Here is a 17931-nt window from a genome sequence, read left to right as displayed (position 1 = left end):
GCAGCAAATACAGTTTGAGTCATTTTGGAGCTTTGGCCGGATGCCAGAAATCATCGAAGTCGAATTTCATAGTAAGTATCTCAGTGACTTTCAGTTGAGTCGTCTTGTACAGGCGAGTCTTCGAAAATACACCGTGGTCATCACGGCTTTTATCAGCGATGCGGTGATCATAGAAGATAGGTGCCTTGGCGTGTTCTTCGATCACCTTCAGGAAGATGACGCGTATAGAACAGCCAATGGCGGAATAATTTGCACGACAAAAATTCAACAGGCTTGGAAAGAAGGACGCTTCTGGCTTTTGGAGACGGGGGAGGGGAATTACCTCGTTGGCAGCTTCAAGCGCGGCGGTGGGCGACGTAGTTTTCTTGAGTTGCTTCGATCATGTGAACGTCTCAAGTCATAAGGTTGAATACTTGATCTCTGGCATAGTGGCGGTATGAGTGTATGGCAGTTGATGAGCGCTGAATTGCAATTACGGTTTTGATCAGCAGCGCTCCGAGTTAGACGTGCGGAGCGCTTCAACTTGCCGCTATCCGGTGAAACTCATTTTTTCCATCGGATGGATTCATAGCTCGCCTTGGTTTAATAGCCAAATTCGTTCAGCAGTTTCTGCAAAAACTCACGCCTCCGTTGGACAATGCTCAAAATGAGGTAGTCACGGTTGGTATCTCTCGTTGACAGATGCCCAGCGTCCACAAGTCCATTGATGTAGCCTTCAGCTCTGCCTCTAGCTTCGAGCAGCGTTTCTGTGGAAGTGCTTTTGTAGATGTCTTCGGCGATGAGCTGCCACCGCTTCATTTGACGCCGACCAACCGGGTCGTCCGAAAATTTTGGTGCATTGATCAGTGTTTTGAAATCGTTGGGTATGGTGGCTGTGCTCAAGGTGGGTTCTCAGAACAGTGATGTCTGTGCTGAAGTTATCATGCGCACACTATATCGCCTGCTGTTGGCTGGTTTTTTTGTAAGCGCTGACGCGAAGGGCCGAATTTAATGTTGTTACACGCTATCGGTGGCGTCTTTGAACATTGTGTAGCGTACCAAGGAGTTCGATATGGGATACCTCAGCCTAGAGGACATCTACCCCGATGACGTAGAAAAATATGGCCATCTGCGGGTGGGAATGACCGACCTGTACGTAAAAGACAATTACGCCGTTTATGGTGTGGTTACGCGTGGCGAATACCGTGAACTGACCAGCAGGTTACTGCGTGACGAAACGGTGCAAATGATCATCAGCGCTAAGCTCGCAGCCTGCCCATAGACTACGATCCGTGGATTAGGCGGATCGAGCGCAATCGCGCCTTACACGCTAGGTATGGAGAAAAATTCGATCCCTGGGGGGGCTACTGACACCACCACAGCAATCACAAACGGAGAGTCTCATTTTACTAAGCCGACCTAGTAATTACCTGTGCATCGGCTGATGTCTCAAAAGTCTGCCGGGAAGGATCAGCCAATCCGGGCGAAAGGTGTAGTGAGGCCGTTTCAGCATTTGGCGTCCGCCTTAATGGGGCGGACTAAGTCGGTTTATGGTTCATCGTCGGCCCCGACGCTAGAAGGCCTGTATAGCGACCCTCAACTGTAACGGGTCATGGCGTGGGGTGCTCTCAATGCTTCATCCATCCAAGCCAACATGATGCAAACGCTCAGCGTCATCATCGCATAGCTGGCCGTAGTGAACACGCCGGAAAGGTTCATCGTGTCTGGATCCTGATAGCCCCACATCAAGAGAAATCCAATCATCGCCCCAAGGGCTGCCCTAAACGCCATGAGCAGGCTTCCTCCGATGTTCTGAAGGAATACGTGGATCTGCCGCATCATGTGGTTGTAGCTAGGTGAGCGGAACCGCGCTTTGAGGATGAGGATACTTACCAACGTAAATATCCCAAGGATGACCGTGTAGTATCCGATTAGGACGGGCGCCGTCAGGAGCGTCTTCACCATTTCGCTTAACTCTGAGGCAGTGCTACACACGACCATTGGTGCTGAGCCGATTAGGGATGAGTACAATATTTCCCTGCGCACACGTCGGCCGAAGCCAAATTTCTCTCGATCCTTTACCAGCATTTCGAGTTCTTCCAGATGATCGGATTTTGAAATCCTACCTCAAGGAAGGAAAATGTTGCGATCTATCAGACGCTTCACCCCAACGCGCGCGGGAAATCGAGATGGAACATTGCCGGCCTGCTACCGACTTTCATTGGTACAAGGTAAGCAAGGCGGTGGGTAGTGTTCGTAAACAGGGCCCAGAGTTGGTCAAGCTGCTACCAGGGGCGTCAGACGTCGATGAATGATCAACCTGAGTCGTACATCCCGTTGGCTGTCGATCTTGATGGAGGGCAACTGGAGCATTGCCCAGCCTTTCCATGAGTAGTTCTTGTCAGCTTTCATTAAGAACGGGGGGCGCTTAGATCAACCACCCGTTTTACACTCGGCATACTTGAGACCGCTCAAGTGACGGCTGATACTGGTAGGAGTCATGTGGCAGGATTATTGATTTCAGTTTATGCCCCCGAAGGTTTGGACACCATTGGGATGGACTGACATAAATTAAGGACAAAATATGCTCAACAAATCTCAGATTATTATCATCCCAGTTCTTATCTCATCGGTACTTTTACTCACCGGCTGCCCGCCGTCAGCTGAGTTCACACGATGGAAACGCGCTTCGACCACAGTTGAGGATGTCAAAGCCGCAATGACAGAGTGTGGCGACCCGGTAGGCACTTCGATGGTGCATTTGCCAATAAACGATCAAGTGCAGCAATTCCAGTGTATGCAGCGTCTTGGCTTTATTCGCAAAGACGGCTTTGAATACTGTGAAATAATGGAAAATATGCCCGCATGCGTAGAAGAAAGGCAGGGCCGTCCGCTCAGCTTGTCCCAGCTCGAAGCGTTACCGTTTGTCGAAGATGAAGCATTTCACCCAATCAAGCCCAATTCCGGCCGGGATGAACGTATGCAGGTCTCATGGCGTAAAGCGGGAGCATCACTCCATTTCTCAGTACAGGTAGCCAATGATAGTGAAGCTCTGCCGGTGATGTACTCCTGCGGCTATGCGAAACCACTCGGGTCGAATCTGGACGTCGCCAACATCGGGCGCACTGCAGAAGTGCAGCGCTGCATGATTGATCATGGCTTTGAGCCCAAAAATAAAAATATGGTGGTTTGCAAGACTTACCCACAAGTGACGGGCTGTTCGTCGACAATGCCACCTAGCTGATGCAGATAGAGAGCAGAACCAAGAGTGGGGTGCTCGTTAGAGATAGAGTGCTCATCGGCCCAGTTGCGTCGTCTACATCAATTTAACCGGTACCACGTCCAAGTACTTGTACTTCTTTCAGGCAGTCTTTACTGCCTCCTGCTCGGCAAGCAACGAGCTCAACGTATCGGCCTCGTGAATCAACTCAATCATTTTTCCCTCAAGCTCGTTTCCGACACCTAACGTGCCTCTCTGCCTGGGCGTGAATTCTGAATCGCGCTGGGTTCCGTAGACATATCCATGCCTCAAAGAGGTTGATCTCAATACTTCGCTTTTACAGGAAGCGATTAAATTAAAATGCGAACCTAGACTCTCCAGTGCGGGCCTTCGTGATCGCTTTTCATGAATCTTATAACTAAACGTTTTCGGTCAACTCCAGAGTTTGGTGTATTGTTAGGTGACTAACTACGGAGCGAATAAACATGTCCAAACTCGCAGAGTTTCGCCAACTCGAAAAACACCTAGCTGAGCAACTCCAAGCCCTCGAAGCCCTAAAAGACGATGCGGGCCTAAAAAAAGAAATAGAATTCGAAACTAAGCTGCGTGGTCTGCTGGCTGAGTACGGTTACAGCCTGTCCAATGTGATCAACTTGCTGGATCCTCAGGCTGGCCGCAGCGCTCCAACCGTCGAGTCGAAAGCTGGCAGTCGCAAGCCTCGTCAGTTGAAGGTCTATAAGAACCCTCACACTGGCGAAACCGTCGAAACCAAGGGCGGTAATCACAAGACGCTGAAGGAGTGGAAAACAAAGCACGGCGCGGCGACCGTTGAGTCCTGGCTGGCCAAGTGATTTTGGTTTGAATACAAGAGGGCCCTTCGAGGGCCCTTTTTTGGTTAGAGGAAAGAGTATCTCTTAGCTGCGGACTGCGATCAAAATGCAGCTAATGACAAGGAGGTAGTCTATCTGTCATCGAAAGTTGGTCGCATCGCTGGAGTTAATCCAAGAAGCGTTTGTGAGGGTCTTACGCATCAAAATTGCTTCTTGCAACGTCACTCAATTGCTGTTTAGAAGGACGTGAACAAGTAGCTTGCGATCAAGCGTGTCTCGTCAATATTCCTGGCGGCGTCACTTCGATAGATTGCGTTCCGTAGTCGCACAGAGAACCCCTTCAACGATCCCTGGAAGGCGTAGTTTACGTTCACATCACGCTCCCATTCTTTCTCGGCACCGACCGTCTTCAGACCATCCCCCCGGATATACGCAGTGAAAAAGCTCAAACCTGGAATACCCATGGCTGCGAAGTCGTAACCATAACGCAGCTGCCAGCTACGTTCGCCTGCGCTTCCGAAGTCGTGGTATTGAACGTAGTTGGGTAGGTAGGGGTTATTGATGTAAGGAAAACCCGTAGCACCGCCCATGACTTGGTAGGTCGCCATGACGCTATGCCCATTGTCCAAGACGTAGTCGAGCGCGGCAGCGTAGGCACGGTTATCAACCTCTCCTGCTTTGGCTGCGCCGACGTCACGACTTGAGAAGGTGCGCAGATCAGTGGTCAACATGCCTTTGCCGATACGCGTGTTGTGTATCAATCCAGCGAACTGCTGACGGTATACGTCATCAAGCTCGCCATAGAAGTACGTTGCACTCAACTGTGACGTTAGCTTGTATGTCCCACCGCCATATCGGTAGTTGTCGCCGACGCCCGTTACACGGTAGCGACCGTCTTTCACTGCCAGGGAGATCTCCTGAAGGTCGGTAGAGTCCGGTGTAATCGTCTTGTCGAATTGAGCCAAGTTCAGAGTCAGGCGATCCACGTCGGCAGAGTTGATCTGCCATCCTTGGAACGTCTGAGGAAGCAGTCGGCTGTTGTTGTACTGAAGCACTGGAACCTTTGGCAATGACATACCATAGCGCAGTGATGTCTGAGATATCCTGAGTTTGGCGCCATATCCCGCTTTTGAGTATTCATCAGCGGCCTCTCCGGAAGCCCGCTTTGGAAGCAGGCCACTTCCGGAACGATCTGGGCTCGAATCCAGTTTGTAACCTGTAAACACCAGCGCGTCGGCGCCGAAGCCGATGATTCCCGGTGTGTATCCCGACTCGTAGTTGAGCAAAAAGCTTTGGGCCCATTCTTCCCTTTTGGATACGCCTGTCCCTTGGCGAAAATCTCCGTTGTAATAGAAGTTTCGGGCTTCCAGACGAATTTTACTGTCCGTTATAAACCCATCGGCCATGCACATGTCGATGGACATAAACACTAACGCGAGCAGAGCAATATATGAGGCGCGGTTCATTTTTATTATTTTCCTGACGCAGGAAGCCGCTGTTCGGTACATCACCGAACAGAGACTTTTTAGATATATTGTGATGGGTAGAGCTGGGGTGTTACTGCTTGGTGCCAAGTTCCAGGGCGAGCTTGTCGCGATCCAGTTCTTTTTCCCACGCGGACACGACTAGCGCGGCGACACCGTTGCCCACTAAGTTAGTCATGGCAAGTCCGGTACCCATGAAGCGGTGGATGCCTAGAATCAGTACCATGCCAGCCACAGGTACAAGCGGCACCACCATTAAGGTGCTGGTCAACATGACAAAGGCTGCACCGGACACGCCGCTGGCGCCTTTAGAAGTGAGCATGGCCACGATGACTAATGTGAGTTGCTGCGAAAGTGACAGATCGATGTTTAGGGCTTGAGCGATGAATAGCACCGACATGGTCAGATAGATGTTGGTACCGTCGAGGTTGAAGGAATAGCCCGTGGGAATTACCAGCCCGACGACGGGTTTTGAGCAGCCCAGTCGTTCCATTTTTTCCATGATCTGAGGCAGTACCACCTCCGACGAACTGGTACCTAGTACGACCAACAACTCCTCTTTGATATAAGAGATAAAGCGCAGGATGCTGAATCCGCAAATTTTCGCGACTCCACCCAGCACCACAATCACGAACAACGCACACAGCATGTAAAAGCTGCCTACCAGTTTCATGAGAGGGAGGAGAGCGCCTACACCGTAAGTACCGACGGTGAAAGCGATGGCGCCGAATGCACCGATGGCGGAGAGCTTGGCGATGATGTGCACGATGCGAAAGAACACGCCGGATAGACCTTCGATCATGTCGTAAACCGGTTTGCCTTTTTCTCCCATGGCTGACAGGGCGCACCCGAAGAGCACGGAGACCAGCAATATGCAAAGCACGTTACCTTCGGCAAAGGCCTGCACAAACGTCGAGGGAATGATCCCCATCAGAAATTCGACCATGTGCATGTGCTGAGCCTTCTCAGCGAACCCGGTGACCGCCGACGCGTCCAGCGTATTGACGTCAATGTTGAAGCCCGCACCTGGATTGAACAGGTGACCGCCGATAAGACCAATCAGCAGAGAAACGGTCGAAATGACTTCGAAGTAGAGCAGCGCTTTCCCACCGACTCGCCCCACCTTTTTCAGATCGCGCATCCCTGCGATGCCAGTGACGACGGTGCAAAAAACCACGGGCCCGATGATCATCTTGATCAGCTTGATGAAGGCATCGCCCAGCGGTTTGAGATCGGCGGCAAAGGTGGGCCAGAAGTGGCCGACGGCGACGCCTGCGATAATTCCCAGGAGCACTTGAAAGTACATTGCGCGATAGAAGGGTGGCTTGGTCTTCACCTTGATGGGAATGGATACTTCGACCTGAGCAGGTGCAGGACTGGTGTTCATAGCGGTCACTCACTGAAAGTCTTATTTTTGGAGGCGCAGCAAAGGTTGTAGCGGCTAGCGTCCGTAAAGCTTCATCGGGTTATCGATCAGCAGTTTTCGACGCAGCAGAGGATCGGTACAGAAGTCGAACATCAGATCAACCAACTCGCCGTCGTTGGGCATGTCTTTACTGATGTTCGGATGCGGCCAATCAGTACCCCAGAGGACGCGATCTGGAGCAATCTCAATCAGTCTCTCTGCGAAAGGAGCGGCATCATTGAATGGTCGGCGGCCCGCTGATACTCGCTCTGCGCCACATACCTTCACCCACGCCAGCGGGTTTTCCATCAGTTGCTGTAACGCAAGGAAGGACTGCTGCTCAATGCCATCCTGGGCTTTAACCCTACCCATATGATCGATGATGAAAGGTACGGGTATACGGCTCAGTCTGTCCGCATAGGTAAGAATGTCTTGTGCATCAAGGTGCAGGACGACATGCCATCCCAAATCAGCAAGTCGATCCACAGTGCTGTCAAAGACGTCCAGATCTGGCGCGCCACCAAGATGTGCAACGAAGTTGAATCGCACGCCGCGAACGCCGCCAGCATCCATCTCAGCAAGTTGCTCGTCGGTTTCACTACCATCAACGATTGCTACGCCTCGATACCTACCTTCACTTCGCGCGATAGCATCCAGCATTGCGCGATTATCACTGCCGTGGCAGCTGGCCTGAACAATCACACCTCGAGTGAACCCCAAGTGGTCGTGCAATGACCGCAATGTTTCAAAGGGAGCGTCAGGTGGTGTGTAGCTACGATCTTCGGCATAAGGAAATTCAGCCGCAGGGCCAAATACATGGCAGTGAGCATCCCAAGCACCCACAGGAAGTATCTGCGTGGGTTTTGTAGGATTAGAGTCAGGTGCGAGGCAGGTTTTCATCTCGTGTCCTTTAGTCATTGTTAGTGGAAGCGATACCCCGATGGTGGCCGTATCTACGCACTACAACAACCGGATGCAGGCTCTAGCAGTTATGCACATTTTGCATGCATATCTTCAGTCTATGCAGATCTCGCGAACCAAAAGCATTGTCTGTTCTGCCAGACGAGACAGCGGACGCTGCTCATATGTGGCTATAAATAGGTGTGTCTGAATCGATGGGTCAACGATTTGGGCAGCTTTCAAACCTTCCATTTTTCCGTCGGAATTTGCCAAAGCCGAGCGAAAAAGTACGCCGTATCCCATGTCTAGATTGATGAGCTCCAGTAGGGACGGGATGCTATCGATTTCCAGACAAACGTTCAGATGCACGTCATGCCGAGACGCTTCACTTTCGATGAGACGGCGTATGGAGTGAGGTTCGCTAGGAGTAATCAAGGGGTAGTGCCCCAAGTCTTTCATGGCTACCTGGGAGGAGAGATTAGAGTGCTGGCTACCGATGAGCATCAGCGGCTCTGAGTGGATGTGCTCATATTGTAGTTGTGCGCTGTGACCGGGATTGAAGAGCAAAGCAAAATCCAGGCGACCCAGCAGCAACCACTCACGCATCGAATGTGTGAGACCTTCCTTGATCCCTAATATGCAGTTGGGAAAACGCTCACGAAAGGTAGAGACCAAGGCCACGGTGTGACGTCGGGAAATACTAGGGGGGAGCCCGATGACGACTTTGCCAGACAATGTATCGCGTTGTTCGCGCAGATCTTCACGAGCCACTTGCACCTGTCGCAAGATGCCTTTGCCATGATCGAACAAGCGTTGCCCGGAAGTGGTCAGCAAGACCCCCCGGCCATTTCGCAGTAGCAGATGCTCCTGCAGTTCGACCTCAAGCTGCCTGACTTGGCGGCTGACGACCGATTGAGAAATGTTCAGTACAGCGGCAGCTTTGGTGAAGCTTCCGAACTCGGCCACCCTGACGAAACATTCGAGCTGTTTTAGATCCATGAGTGCGACTCTGGGAAAAGGCTATGTTACCGCTTTTCCTCTATAGCGCTTTCCCGAGCAATTGGACTGCCATACAATGTGTCTATCAGGTTTAACCAGTCGAATGGCTCAAGGTTTGGGTAATCAATATCGGCATCAAGCATGGCATCGACAAGCCCTAGCTGAGCGCTGACGATGGCTTGGCTCATGTTAGGAACAACGTCAACATCGCGAGCGGTTTTTGCCACTTCCTTCATTTCCTCTGAACGACGCCGACCGTGCTCTGCTACGCGGCTTATCAAGTAGTGGGGGAGTGCACCATCCCAACCCATCTGCGGAAAACTCTGGTGCAATGATGCCAGCACCTCGTCTTCAGCATGGTATTGGCGAGCGGTGCTCAAGCATTCGGTGGTTAGTGCTTCCAGGCCTTTGATCATGATGCTCCGACACATCTTAATCGCCGACGCTACGCCAATCACCTCAGCCACTACCCGCACGTTCATTCCGAGCCCGCTTAATCGTTCGGCAACCAGGCTAGCGTGTTGGCCACCTAACAGAATCGGAGTTTTCAAGCGTTGTGGTGGTACCGGCGCCATGACTGCCGCATCGATGTAATCAACGCCATACTGCTGCATCGCTGTAGCTGCCGCGCGCTTAGTAGAGGGCGCAACGGAATTGATATCGATGAACAGTTGACCACGCCTCATCAGTGGCGCCGCGTTCAGTGCGACCTCGAGTGCGTTATCCGCTGTGACGGCTGAAATGATCCACTCGCCAAGCGCTATCGCTTGAACTGCACTCTCGCATAGCTGAACGCCACACCGAAGAGCGCGCTCCTGCAGTGCTGCTCGTTTGGTGGGGTCTTCAAGGAGTCGATCATAGGCGAAGATCTTCACGTCCAGCGCGGCAAGATCCTGGCCCAGAATGGCACCTGCTTCGCCGAATCCGATCAGAGAAAAGGTAGTGCTCATTAGGGGTTCACCGTGTTTTGCCAGACATCCCCAGGAATGAGCACGTTGCCTTCGAACAATAAACGTGTCGTGCGTACCAGTCCGCAACCGGATAACTGACCGTCACTCAAACGCAGCTCGACCGTAAACTCTCCGGTTGGATGCTCGACAGACAGCCGTATTCGTTCACCCGTGTCCACTCGGGCCAAACTGCTCGCTACTGTCCCTTTAACCTGGCAGGCAGAGGCGACACTGACAGCGCCGAACACCCCAATCGATGTGTGACAGCGGTGAGGAATGAAGGTACGACTGCAAATTGCGCCTCCATTGCGGGGGGCTGCTATCAGAGACATTTTCGGTACCGTGCGCTCGCGGACATCCCCAAGATTCATCAAGGGGCCAGCCTGCAGCCGGATCGATTCCAACAACGCTTTGAGGTCAATGTTGGCGTCCAGTTGCGCAGGGGTTTCATCGCCCGTGCACCCCACATCAGTAGCCCTGATCAGCACTACAGGCATACCATTGTCGATACACGTCACTTCAATTCCATCGAAGCGGTCAATGGCATTTCCGGTAGGCAAGAGCGCTCCGCAACTGGAGCCGGCAATGTCTTCGAACTCGACAATCACTGGAGCGCTGGTGCCCGGAACGCCATCAATGCGGGTATCACCTGCGTACTCGACGATGCGACCTGGTGTGTGGACGTTAGCTACGGCAATCTGTCCAGTATTCATCATGAAAATCCGCACGGTCGTCAGCGATTCGTCTGCGCTGATCAGCTCCCGCTCAATTGAAAAGGGGCCGACACCTGCGAGGATGTTTCCGCAATTTTGGCCGTAATCCACTTGAGCATGTTCGACAGAAACCTGAGCAAACAAATAGTCGACATCAGTGTCGGGGCGATTTGAGCGACTGATAATGGCGACTTTGCTGGTCAGCGAGTTTGCACCGCCGATGCCATCTATCTGGCGCGCATCGGGTGATCCCAAAACGGCAAGTAATACTTGATCACGCAGCTTGCCTTCAGGCGGTAGGTCGTCGGCCAGAAAGTAAGCGCCCTTGGATGTTCCTCCACGCATCATAAGACACGGAATTCGGGTCTGGTGCATGAAAGTCATCCTTGCACGTCAGTGAGGCTGTCGTAATAAGTGAGGCCCCGGTCGATAAGCTTTTGACGCATCTCGTAGATATCCAGGCCCAGCTCGCCAGCAGCTAGGCGCACGCGTTTCTCCTCTTCGATGCGAGCGCGTTTTCGGCTTGTTTCAAACACGCCAGGTAGTTCTTCGCGGCGAACAATGACCACGCCGTCATCGTCAGCGACTACGACATCCCCGGGCTCGACCAGCTGGCCGGCGCAGATGATGGGCACGTTGACTGAACCTAGGGTTTCCTTGACGGTGCCTTGGGCATGAACCGCCCGCGACCATACCTTGAAGCCCATGTCCCTCAGCGTTCGGGTATCGCGTACCCCAGCGTCGATAATCAGGGCGCGTACCCCTCGGGCCATCAACGAGGTGGCGAGCAAGTCGCCGAAGTAGCCATCTGTGCAGGGCGACGATGTCGCGACCACGAGGATATCGTCCGGTTGGCATTGTTCGACTGCCACGTGAAACATCCAGTTGTCGCCCGGCGCGACCAGCACGGTCACCGCCGTTCCGCTGATGCTCTGGTTTTGCTGAATGGGACGAATGGCAGAATCCAGCAAACCTTTACGCCCTTGGGCTTCATGCACGGTAGCCACGCCAAAGCGATCCAGTTCGTCGATCAACGCCGCATCTGCGCGCGGGATGTTGCGCACGACAATGCCGGTTTTTCCGATCAGTGTGCTCATGCCAGGTTCTCCGTCACCCGTGGGAAGATGCTTTGATAGCCCTCGGCGTAAACGATGTTGCGGGTGGAGGCGATCCCCACATTGCGCTTTGCCTGAACGCCGCGTTGCAGTGCGACGCGTGTGTAGTATTCCCAAAGATGTTCTTGGCCTGCCATGCACTGGATGGCGGCGTATTTCTTGTCCCAGACCTCGGTGATATCCAACAGTACATCCGGGCGCCATTCGCATTGCTCAGGCTGATGGGGTTCGAAGCTGTAAACGGGAGGGGCACCCACAATTTTTTCGCCAGGCTTGTAGCCCTCAGCTTGGGCGATGATGCGCGCTTCCTGGGTCAGGTTCATCGCTAACGGGTGATCGTAGTTGTACGGGTCTTTAATCGAGTGGCTGAGGACGAACTCCGGCTGTACTCGACGAAACACATCTGCCAGGCGGAACAGCGTCTCTTTGTCGGCACGCATCGGGTAATCACCGATGTCGAAGAATTCCACGCTCGCGCCAAGAATCTCCGCTGCGGCTTCAGCCTCGCTGCGACGCGCGGTTTTGACCTTGTCTTCAGACATCTCGCCTTTGCGCCAGAGCTTGGCCGACTCACCTCTTTCTCCGTAGGAAAGGCACACGATGTGAACGGCGTGACCTTGTTGGGCGTGCAGGGCGATGGCACCACCTGCGCGCCAGACGAAATCGGCAGAGTGGGCGCTGACGACCAGTGCAGTTTTTGTTGTATTGATCATGGGAGGGCTCTTCTTGCGGCTGTTTGATAGAGCCCACATTCGCATTTGAGGTGAGTGATGAATAATGCGTTCGGCGGCAAGAGGTATGCGTTTTACTTATCGGGATGATTTCTGCATGCTGTACGGCCAGTTCCTGAAAAGCCGACAGGTGAATATGCACAGTCCTGAATTGCCCAATCTGATGCAGGTTCGAGCATTCCTTCGTGTCGCTGAACACGGCAGTGTATCCAAGGCCTCCGCCGTACTTTTTCGGGCTCAGCCCGTAGTGACTCGCGCCATCCTGTCCTTGGAGAAACGCCTCGGCGTGGCGTTGTTTGAGCGCAACGTCAGTGGTATGCGTCTGACCGATTATGGAGAGCGCGCAATACCCCGGGCTCGGCGGGCCATGGCTGAGTTGCTCGCCGTACCGCCTTTATTCGGGCACTCGTTGGGTCAGGCCGCCGAACCGTTTTACTTATTACAGACCCGGCGCCTGGAAGCGTTTGCCAAGCTCTGCGAAACCCACCATATGCAAACGACCGCCAGCATCCTGGGGGTCTCCCAGCCAGCGATCAGCGCCGCTATCAAAATACTTGAGCAGGGTAGCGGCTGCAGCCTGTTTGAACGCACCCCCCACGGCCTGCTGCCGACCCATCTATGCCTAGCAATGTTAGTGCGGGTACGTCGAGCCTTGAATGAGCTGCGTCACATCGATGCGGACATCGCTGCGCTGGGTGGTTCCCTTCAAGGCGTCGTGCACGTAGGGGCCCTGCCTCTTGGGCGCACCGGGATACTGCCTGAAGCCATAGTGCGCCTGACCCTGGAACACCCTTATGTTCGAATCGTCACCAACGAAAGTCCATTTGACTTGTTGGCCGGCGAACTGCGTGCAGGCGATGTGGATTTTGTGCTGGGCGCTCTTCGCCCGTTGGCCTACGCCAGTGACCTGTCTAGCGAGGAATTGCTGCAGGAAGAAATGGTGATCCTTGTACGCCACGACCACCCTTGGTTGAAAAGGCCACCAGTCTATGAAGACTTGAGTGCCGCCCGCTGGATTTTGCCTCGCGCGGGCTCTCCAGCGCGGCAATTGCTAGACGTATTTTTTGGCCATATTGGTATCGCCGCCCCCAGCCCCGTGATTGAAACGGGCGACCTTGCAATTTTGCGAGGAGTGCTGCTGCGTTCTGACATGCTTGCCGCTGTTTCAGCACACCAGTTGGAATACGAAATGCTAAGCGGTGATCTTGTTCAGCTACCGCTCTCCTTGAGTCATACAACGCGACCAATTGGTTTTATCTCAAGGACGGGAGCGCTCCAGTCGCCAGCGGCGACTGCGTTGATGGACAAGATCCGGGAGGTAGTGAGGGAGGCAACGGCGAAAAATCCGTAGCAGACCTGATTCAATTTAGATCGGTGAATTAGGACGCCATTGGTTTCAACACGGTGGTAGAGCTTTCAAGCGCTGGATTTTTCTATCTAGAGTTATTCGGATTTCCATCTCGCTACGATCTGTTGACTGCCGTCTAGGGGGAGGTGCAAATGTTCGCATCCTTTCGATGCAGTAGAACCAAAAGCCGTATCACAAAACTTTGAAAGAATAGGAGTCAGCTCAGTGACCATTGAATCCTGGCTGAGCAAGTGATTTTGGTTTGAGTACAAAGGGCCCCCTTGAGGGCCTTTTTTATTGAATTTGTCCCAACTATGGAAACAGCTTTGCAGTTGTTTAAGAGTCCGTGCGGTAGGGGCAACAGATCTCTGCCCCTCAATAGCTATAACTGAAGTGTATGCCGTCAAACTCTATTCATTCATGCACAGATTCCGCTTCATCCAGATGATCGATGTGCTTGAAGCGCTCAACCAGAAAGTCGATCAGGCTGCGCACTCGTGCCGACAGGTGTAACTGTTGCGGGTAAACCGCGAAAACATCGGCGCGGGTTGGTGTCTGGTCTTCTAGCACTAATCGCAAGCGACCGCTGCGTACATAGCGGGCGATATCCCACTCTGCTCGCAAAAGAATCCCGTAGCCTTCCAACGCCCAATTCAGGGCCACTTCACCGTCATTGCAGCCCAAGGCGCCACGGACTTTGATGTTTTGTGTACGCCCACCGTTAGTAAAACTCCACACTCCGTAAGGCGTTTCGTTTTGCCGCAGAAAGATGCAGTTGTGTAGCTGTAAATCCGAAAGGCGTTGCGGCACGCCGTGTTTTTCCAGGTACAACGGTGAGGCGCATAACAACCGGCGATTGGACGCGATCTTGCGTGCATGCAAGGCGGCGTCCGGCAGCGTACCGAAACGAATGCCCAGGTCAAACCCGTGAGTAGTCAGGTCAAGCGGGTGATCGCTTATTTCCAGCTGTATTTCCACCTCCGGGTACTGCGCGAAGAATGCGCAGAGAGCTGGGCCGATGTAACGACGGCCAAAGCCCAGCGACGCGTTGACGCGGATCAGTCCTTTAGGTGTTGCCCGACTGCTGTTGATCAACTGCTCAACCTCATCGATCTGCGTCAGGATCCGGGCGGCATGGGAAAAAAGCAGTTCACCTTCTGAGGTCAGGCTCATTGAGCGCGTGGTGCGATTCACCAAGCGGACGCCCAATCGAGCCTCCAGCGCGGTGAGACGCTTGCTCACCGCCGGTGGCGTTATGCCCAGCTCTCGCGCCGTCGCGGCGAGGCTGCCTTTGTTGGCCAGAAGGTAAAAAAATGACAAATCCAAAGTTGGGTTCATTCGTAACTCAAAGTTATTTATGTAGTGATTCTGAGTAACTCACACCTATTTGTTCACTACATATACTCCGTTCACACCCTGATTGAACAGCCTGTTCGACAGGCACAACAAGAACGTAACGAGAGTGGATTTGACATGAGCGCATACAAAATTGCTGCGGTTCCAGGTGACGGTATCGGTGTTGAAGTGATCGCTGCGGGCGTCGAGGTGCTACAAGCCTTGTCGAAGAAATCCGGCTTCGAACTGGATTTCAAACACTTCGATTGGAACTCGGATAACTACTTGAAAAACGGCTACTACATCCCCACAGGTGGCCTGGAAGAACTTAAAACCTTCGACGCGATTTTCTTCGGCGCCGTGGGTGCACTCAACGTACCTGATCACATTTCGTTGTGGGGCCTGCGCCTGCCGATCTGTCAGGGCTTCGACCAGTACGCCAATGTGCGCCCGGCTCGTGTCCTACCGGGGGTGAAGAGCCCTCTGCACAACGGTGATCAGATCGACTGGGTAGTGGTACGGGAAAACTCCGAGGGCGAGTACTCGGGTAATGGCGGGCGAGTGCATCGGGGTCTGCCAGAGGAAGTGGCAACCGAAGTGTCGGTATTCACCCGTGCTGGGGTCGAACGCATTCACCGTTTCGCGTTTGAACTGGCGCAAAGCCGCCCACGCAAACACCTGACCATGGTCACCAAGTCCAACGCCCAGCGTCACGGCATGGTGTTGTGGGACGAGATTTTCTACGAGGTCGCCAAGGACTTCCCAGACATTAAAATCGATAAGGAACTGGTCGACGCCGTGACCACACGCATGGTGCTCAAACCCTCGACCTTGGACGTGATCGTCGCTACCAACCTACACGCTGACATACTGTCCGACCTTGCTGCCGCGTTGTCTGGCAGCTTGGGCATCGCGCCAACCGCCAACCTGAACCCGTCGCGTAAATTCCCCTCGATGTTCGAACCGATCCACGGCTCGGCTTTCGACATCACTGGCAAAGGGGTGGCCAACCCGATCGCGACCTTTTGGACGGCGGCGATGATGCTCGAACACCTGGGCGAAGCCGGTGCGGCAAAACAGCTGATGTCCGCCATCGAAGCTGTGACCGAAAGCGGTTTGCACACCCCGGATCTGGGCGGTACAGCCACCACACGCCAGATCACGGATGCGGTCATCGCGTTGATCAACCGCTGATGTCTTCCAGTGATTCAAAGTAGTACTGCGGCACAACGCCAAGGAGTAGATCACTGGATCTGACTCCTTGGCATTTCCTGACAACAATAAAAAATCAGGGCCCTGTCATGAAAAGAATATTTGGCAAACTCTACGTACAAGTGCTCATCGCAGTCATCCTCGGCGCAATCGTTGGGGGGGTCGTTCCCGAAACCGGCGCGGCACTCAAACCCTTGGGTGACGCGTTTATAAAACTGATCAAAATGCTTCTAGCGCCGGTGATTTTTCTGACTGTAGTCACGGGAATCGCCCGCATGGAAAACATGAAAGAGCTGGGCCGAGTCGGCTTTCGTGCGCTGCTGTATTTTGAAGTGGTGTCGACCTTGGCGCTCGTAGTGGGGCTGGTGGTGGTCGATGTATTCAAGCCCGGCGCCGGCATGAACATCGATGTCGCGACGCTGGATACCTCCAGCTTGGCTACTTACACCTCAGCGGTAAAGCAAACCTCGTTCATGGATTTCGTCATGAACATCATTCCCGACACCATCGTTGACGCCTTCGCTAAGGGCAACGTGTTACAAATCTTGCTGTTCTCCATTCTGCTCGGCATCGCCCTAGCCCAGGTCGGGCCGCGCGGGAAAGCGTTTGTCGACACGCTGGATAGTCTGATGCAGGGTATGTTCCGCATTGTCAACATGGTCATGCGCCTGGCGCCTATCGGTGCCTTCGGCGCCATCGCCTTCACCATCGGCAAATACGGCTTCGGCTCGCTGTTCTCGCTCGGCAAGCTGATGGCCTGCGTCTACCTCACCTGCGCTGTGTTCGTGATCTTCGTGTTGGGGCCGATCTGCCGCTACAGCGGTTTCAGCCTGTGGAAGTTTTTGAAATTCATCAAGGAAGAACTGTTCACCGTGTTGGGCACCAGTTCTTCGGAATCGGTACTGCCGCAGATGATTTCCAAGATGGAGAAGGCCGGCGTGTCCAAACCAGTCGCCGGGATGATCATCCCCTCCGGTTTGACCTTCAATCCGGACGGCCAGGCGATTTACTATACTATCGCCGCGATCTTCATTGCCCAGGCAACCAACACGCCGCTGACGCTGACCGACCAATTGATCGTGCTGGCAGTGTTGATGTTCACCTCCAAAGGTTCGGCGGGTGTCACCGGTTCGGGGTTTATCATTCTAGCCGCCACGTTGTCTTCTCTGGGCACCATTCCGGTAGCGGGCATGGTGTTGCTACTGGGCGTCGACCGCTTCATGTCGGAAGCACGTGCGATCACCAATACCATTGGCAACGGTGTCGGCACCATGGCGATTGCCAAATGGGTAGGGGCGCTGGACACGGTTAAAATGCACAAGGCACTGAATGGTGAGTTCGAAGAGCAAAAGCCTGAGGTCGTTCGGGCAGACGTTGTTCATGCCTCTTCCTCGGTAACGAGCAGTCCCTTGCTGCCCAGTCTTAACAAAGCCTCACGAGTGTAAATATCTGGCGCTGACCAACGCGATGCTTAGTGCCATTTTGATTGAGCATTTCATATTTCAAAAATCTCGCGCTGAGAGATGATCACCTCTGAAGTCGGTATTGCTGTTCGTTTAGCTCCGCGACCGTCGAGTCATGGCTAGACAAGTGATTTTGGTTTGAGTACAAAAAGGCCCTTCGAAGGGCCTTTTTTATTGACTGTGCAGCCCTCAAATTTTTGTGGGCTCACCTGTCACATCGTGAGTTAATGACGGTCATCCCCAGTCC

Annotated in this window: 18 protein-coding genes; 7 read left to right on the top strand and 11 right to left on the bottom strand. The window is 53.5% G+C overall.

The features are described 5' to 3' along the window. Positions 1-40 precede the first annotated feature (40 nt). Positions 41-403, top strand: a complete 363-nt coding sequence (locus tag RGV06_RS02735; protein WP_322149321.1) for a hypothetical protein — start codon at positions 41-43, stop codon at positions 401-403. 179 nt (positions 404-582) lie between these two features. Here RGV06_RS02735 and RGV06_RS02730 read toward each other — a convergent pair whose 3' ends face one another. Beyond that, a complete protein-coding gene (locus RGV06_RS02730) occupies positions 583-882 on the bottom strand; it encodes a hypothetical protein (protein WP_322149319.1) in 300 nt (99 codons plus the stop codon). A 169-nt stretch (positions 883-1051) separates the two neighbouring features. Between RGV06_RS02730 and RGV06_RS02725 the strand changes: the two genes are divergently transcribed. Then, a complete protein-coding gene (locus RGV06_RS02725) occupies positions 1052-1261 on the top strand; it encodes a hypothetical protein (RefSeq protein WP_322149317.1) in 210 nt (69 codons plus the stop codon). Positions 1262-1575: 314 nt separating this feature from the next. Here RGV06_RS02725 and RGV06_RS02720 read toward each other — a convergent pair whose 3' ends face one another. Beyond that, positions 1576-2067 (bottom strand): hypothetical protein, encoded by a 492-nt coding sequence (locus RGV06_RS02720; RefSeq protein WP_322149315.1) that lies wholly within the window; start codon positions 2065-2067, stop codon positions 1576-1578. 496 nt (positions 2068-2563) lie between these two features. Here RGV06_RS02720 and RGV06_RS02715 point away from each other — a divergent pair, with 496 nt between their 5' ends. Both RGV06_RS02715 and RGV06_RS02710 read left to right on the top strand, forming a co-directional pair. After that, the gene (locus RGV06_RS02715; protein ID WP_322149314.1) at positions 2564-3223 is read left to right on the top strand and encodes a hypothetical protein; all 660 of its coding nucleotides are present in this window, start codon (positions 2564-2566) and stop codon (positions 3221-3223) included. Positions 3224-3684: 461 nt separating this feature from the next. Beyond that, entirely contained in the window at positions 3685-4050 is a 366-nt protein-coding gene (locus tag RGV06_RS02710; RefSeq protein ID WP_322149313.1) for a histone-like nucleoid-structuring protein, MvaT/MvaU family, read from the top strand. A gap of 215 nt (positions 4051-4265) precedes the next feature. On the opposite strand, the gene RGV06_RS02705 is transcribed toward RGV06_RS02710, so the two are convergent. The 8 genes from RGV06_RS02705 to galB all read right to left on the bottom strand — a co-directional run bounded on the left by RGV06_RS02705 (position 4266) and on the right by galB (position 12308). Further along, positions 4266-5495, bottom strand: coding sequence for an OprD family porin (locus RGV06_RS02705; RefSeq protein ID WP_322149312.1), 1230 nt, complete (start codon positions 5493-5495; stop codon positions 4266-4268). A gap of 91 nt (positions 5496-5586) precedes the next feature. Next, positions 5587-6900 (bottom strand): dicarboxylate/amino acid:cation symporter, encoded by a 1314-nt coding sequence (locus tag RGV06_RS02700; RefSeq protein WP_122722110.1) that lies wholly within the window; start codon positions 6898-6900, stop codon positions 5587-5589. Between the two features lie 54 nt (positions 6901-6954). Beyond that, entirely contained in the window at positions 6955-7818 is an 864-nt protein-coding gene (locus RGV06_RS02695) for an amidohydrolase family protein (protein WP_322149311.1), read from the bottom strand. Between the two features lie 114 nt (positions 7819-7932). Then, on the bottom strand, positions 7933-8817 hold the full coding sequence (locus RGV06_RS02690; protein ID WP_322149310.1) for a LysR family transcriptional regulator: 885 nt from the start codon (positions 8815-8817) through the stop codon (positions 7933-7935). A 26-nt stretch (positions 8818-8843) separates the two neighbouring features. Further along, positions 8844-9767 carry an NAD(P)-dependent oxidoreductase gene (locus RGV06_RS02685; RefSeq protein ID WP_322149309.1) on the bottom strand — a complete coding sequence of 308 codons (924 nt, stop codon included), beginning with the start codon at positions 9765-9767 and terminating at the stop codon, positions 8844-8846. Beyond that, positions 9767-10855 (bottom strand): 4-oxalomesaconate tautomerase, encoded by a 1089-nt coding sequence (locus RGV06_RS02680; RefSeq protein ID WP_322149308.1) that lies wholly within the window; start codon positions 10853-10855, stop codon positions 9767-9769. The genes RGV06_RS02685 and RGV06_RS02680 overlap by 1 nt, the downstream gene beginning before the upstream one ends. A 5-nt stretch (positions 10856-10860) precedes the next feature. Beyond that, positions 10861-11577: a 4-carboxy-4-hydroxy-2-oxoadipate aldolase/oxaloacetate decarboxylase gene (locus RGV06_RS02675; protein WP_201181831.1), complete on the bottom strand. Its 717-nt coding sequence runs from the start codon at positions 11575-11577 to the stop codon at positions 10861-10863. Next, a complete protein-coding gene (gene galB / locus RGV06_RS02670) occupies positions 11574-12308 on the bottom strand; it encodes a 4-oxalmesaconate hydratase (RefSeq protein WP_322149307.1) in 735 nt (244 codons plus the stop codon). Before galB ends, RGV06_RS02675 begins: the two co-directional genes overlap by 4 nt. A gap of 154 nt (positions 12309-12462) precedes the next feature. On the opposite strand from galB, the gene RGV06_RS02665 reads away from it, so the two are divergent. Further along, positions 12463-13677 carry a LysR family transcriptional regulator gene (locus tag RGV06_RS02665; RefSeq protein WP_322151816.1) on the top strand — a complete coding sequence of 405 codons (1215 nt, stop codon included), beginning with the start codon at positions 12463-12465 and terminating at the stop codon, positions 13675-13677. 411 nt (positions 13678-14088) lie between these two features. Here RGV06_RS02665 and RGV06_RS02660 read toward each other — a convergent pair whose 3' ends face one another. Beyond that, entirely contained in the window at positions 14089-15012 is a 924-nt protein-coding gene (locus RGV06_RS02660; protein WP_322149306.1) for a LysR family transcriptional regulator, read from the bottom strand. A 135-nt stretch (positions 15013-15147) separates the two neighbouring features. Here RGV06_RS02660 and RGV06_RS02655 point away from each other — a divergent pair, with 135 nt between their 5' ends. Together RGV06_RS02655 and RGV06_RS02650 are read left to right on the top strand one after the other, a co-directional pair. Continuing rightward, on the top strand, positions 15148-16203 hold the full coding sequence (locus RGV06_RS02655) for a tartrate dehydrogenase (RefSeq protein ID WP_322149305.1): 1056 nt from the start codon (positions 15148-15150) through the stop codon (positions 16201-16203). A 107-nt stretch (positions 16204-16310) separates the two neighbouring features. After that, a complete protein-coding gene (locus RGV06_RS02650; protein ID WP_322149304.1) occupies positions 16311-17666 on the top strand; it encodes a dicarboxylate/amino acid:cation symporter in 1356 nt (451 codons plus the stop codon). Positions 17667-17931 lie beyond the last annotated feature (265 nt).

The organism is Pseudomonas sp. CCI3.1 (assembly GCF_034313985.1).
Classification (GTDB): domain Bacteria; phylum Pseudomonadota; class Gammaproteobacteria; order Pseudomonadales; family Pseudomonadaceae; genus Aquipseudomonas; species Aquipseudomonas psychrophila.
The sequence above is the reverse complement of the archived record's forward strand: the minus strand, read 5'-3'. Positions and strand labels throughout refer to the sequence as shown.

What these genes read in the sequence shown, in the direction of transcription:
- RGV06_RS02680 (WP_322149308.1), bottom strand. Translation starts at nt 10,855, where the DNA reads ATGCACCAGACCCGAATTCCGTGTCTTATGATGCGTGGAGGAACATCC.
- RGV06_RS02710 (WP_322149313.1), top strand. Translation starts at nt 3,685, where the DNA reads ATGTCCAAACTCGCAGAGTTTCGCCAACTCGAAAAACACCTAGCTGAG.
- RGV06_RS02685 (WP_322149309.1), bottom strand. Translation starts at nt 9,767, where the DNA reads ATGAGCACTACCTTTTCTCTGATCGGATTCGGCGAAGCAGGTGCCATT.
- RGV06_RS02655 (WP_322149305.1), top strand. Translation starts at nt 15,148, where the DNA reads ATGAGCGCATACAAAATTGCTGCGGTTCCAGGTGACGGTATCGGTGTT.
- galB (WP_322149307.1), bottom strand. Translation starts at nt 12,308, where the DNA reads ATGATCAATACAACAAAAACTGCACTGGTCGTCAGCGCCCACTCTGCC.
- RGV06_RS02650 (WP_322149304.1), top strand. Translation starts at nt 16,311, where the DNA reads ATGAAAAGAATATTTGGCAAACTCTACGTACAAGTGCTCATCGCAGTC.
- RGV06_RS02705 (WP_322149312.1), bottom strand. Translation starts at nt 5,495, where the DNA reads ATGAACCGCGCCTCATATATTGCTCTGCTCGCGTTAGTGTTTATGTCC.
- RGV06_RS02695 (WP_322149311.1), bottom strand. Translation starts at nt 7,818, where the DNA reads ATGAAAACCTGCCTCGCACCTGACTCTAATCCTACAAAACCCACGCAG.
- RGV06_RS02725 (WP_322149317.1), top strand. Translation starts at nt 1,052, where the DNA reads ATGGGATACCTCAGCCTAGAGGACATCTACCCCGATGACGTAGAAAAA.
- RGV06_RS02720 (WP_322149315.1), bottom strand. Translation starts at nt 2,067, where the DNA reads ATGCTGGTAAAGGATCGAGAGAAATTTGGCTTCGGCCGACGTGTGCGC.
- RGV06_RS02690 (WP_322149310.1), bottom strand. Translation starts at nt 8,817, where the DNA reads ATGGATCTAAAACAGCTCGAATGTTTCGTCAGGGTGGCCGAGTTCGGA.
- RGV06_RS02675 (WP_201181831.1), bottom strand. Translation starts at nt 11,577, where the DNA reads ATGAGCACACTGATCGGAAAAACCGGCATTGTCGTGCGCAACATCCCG.
- RGV06_RS02700 (WP_122722110.1), bottom strand. Translation starts at nt 6,900, where the DNA reads ATGAACACCAGTCCTGCACCTGCTCAGGTCGAAGTATCCATTCCCATC.
- RGV06_RS02735 (WP_322149321.1), top strand. Translation starts at nt 41, where the DNA reads ATGCCAGAAATCATCGAAGTCGAATTTCATAGTAAGTATCTCAGTGAC.
- RGV06_RS02715 (WP_322149314.1), top strand. Translation starts at nt 2,564, where the DNA reads ATGCTCAACAAATCTCAGATTATTATCATCCCAGTTCTTATCTCATCG.
- RGV06_RS02665 (WP_322151816.1), top strand. Translation starts at nt 12,463, where the DNA reads ATGCACAGTCCTGAATTGCCCAATCTGATGCAGGTTCGAGCATTCCTT.
- RGV06_RS02660 (WP_322149306.1), bottom strand. Translation starts at nt 15,012, where the DNA reads ATGAACCCAACTTTGGATTTGTCATTTTTTTACCTTCTGGCCAACAAA.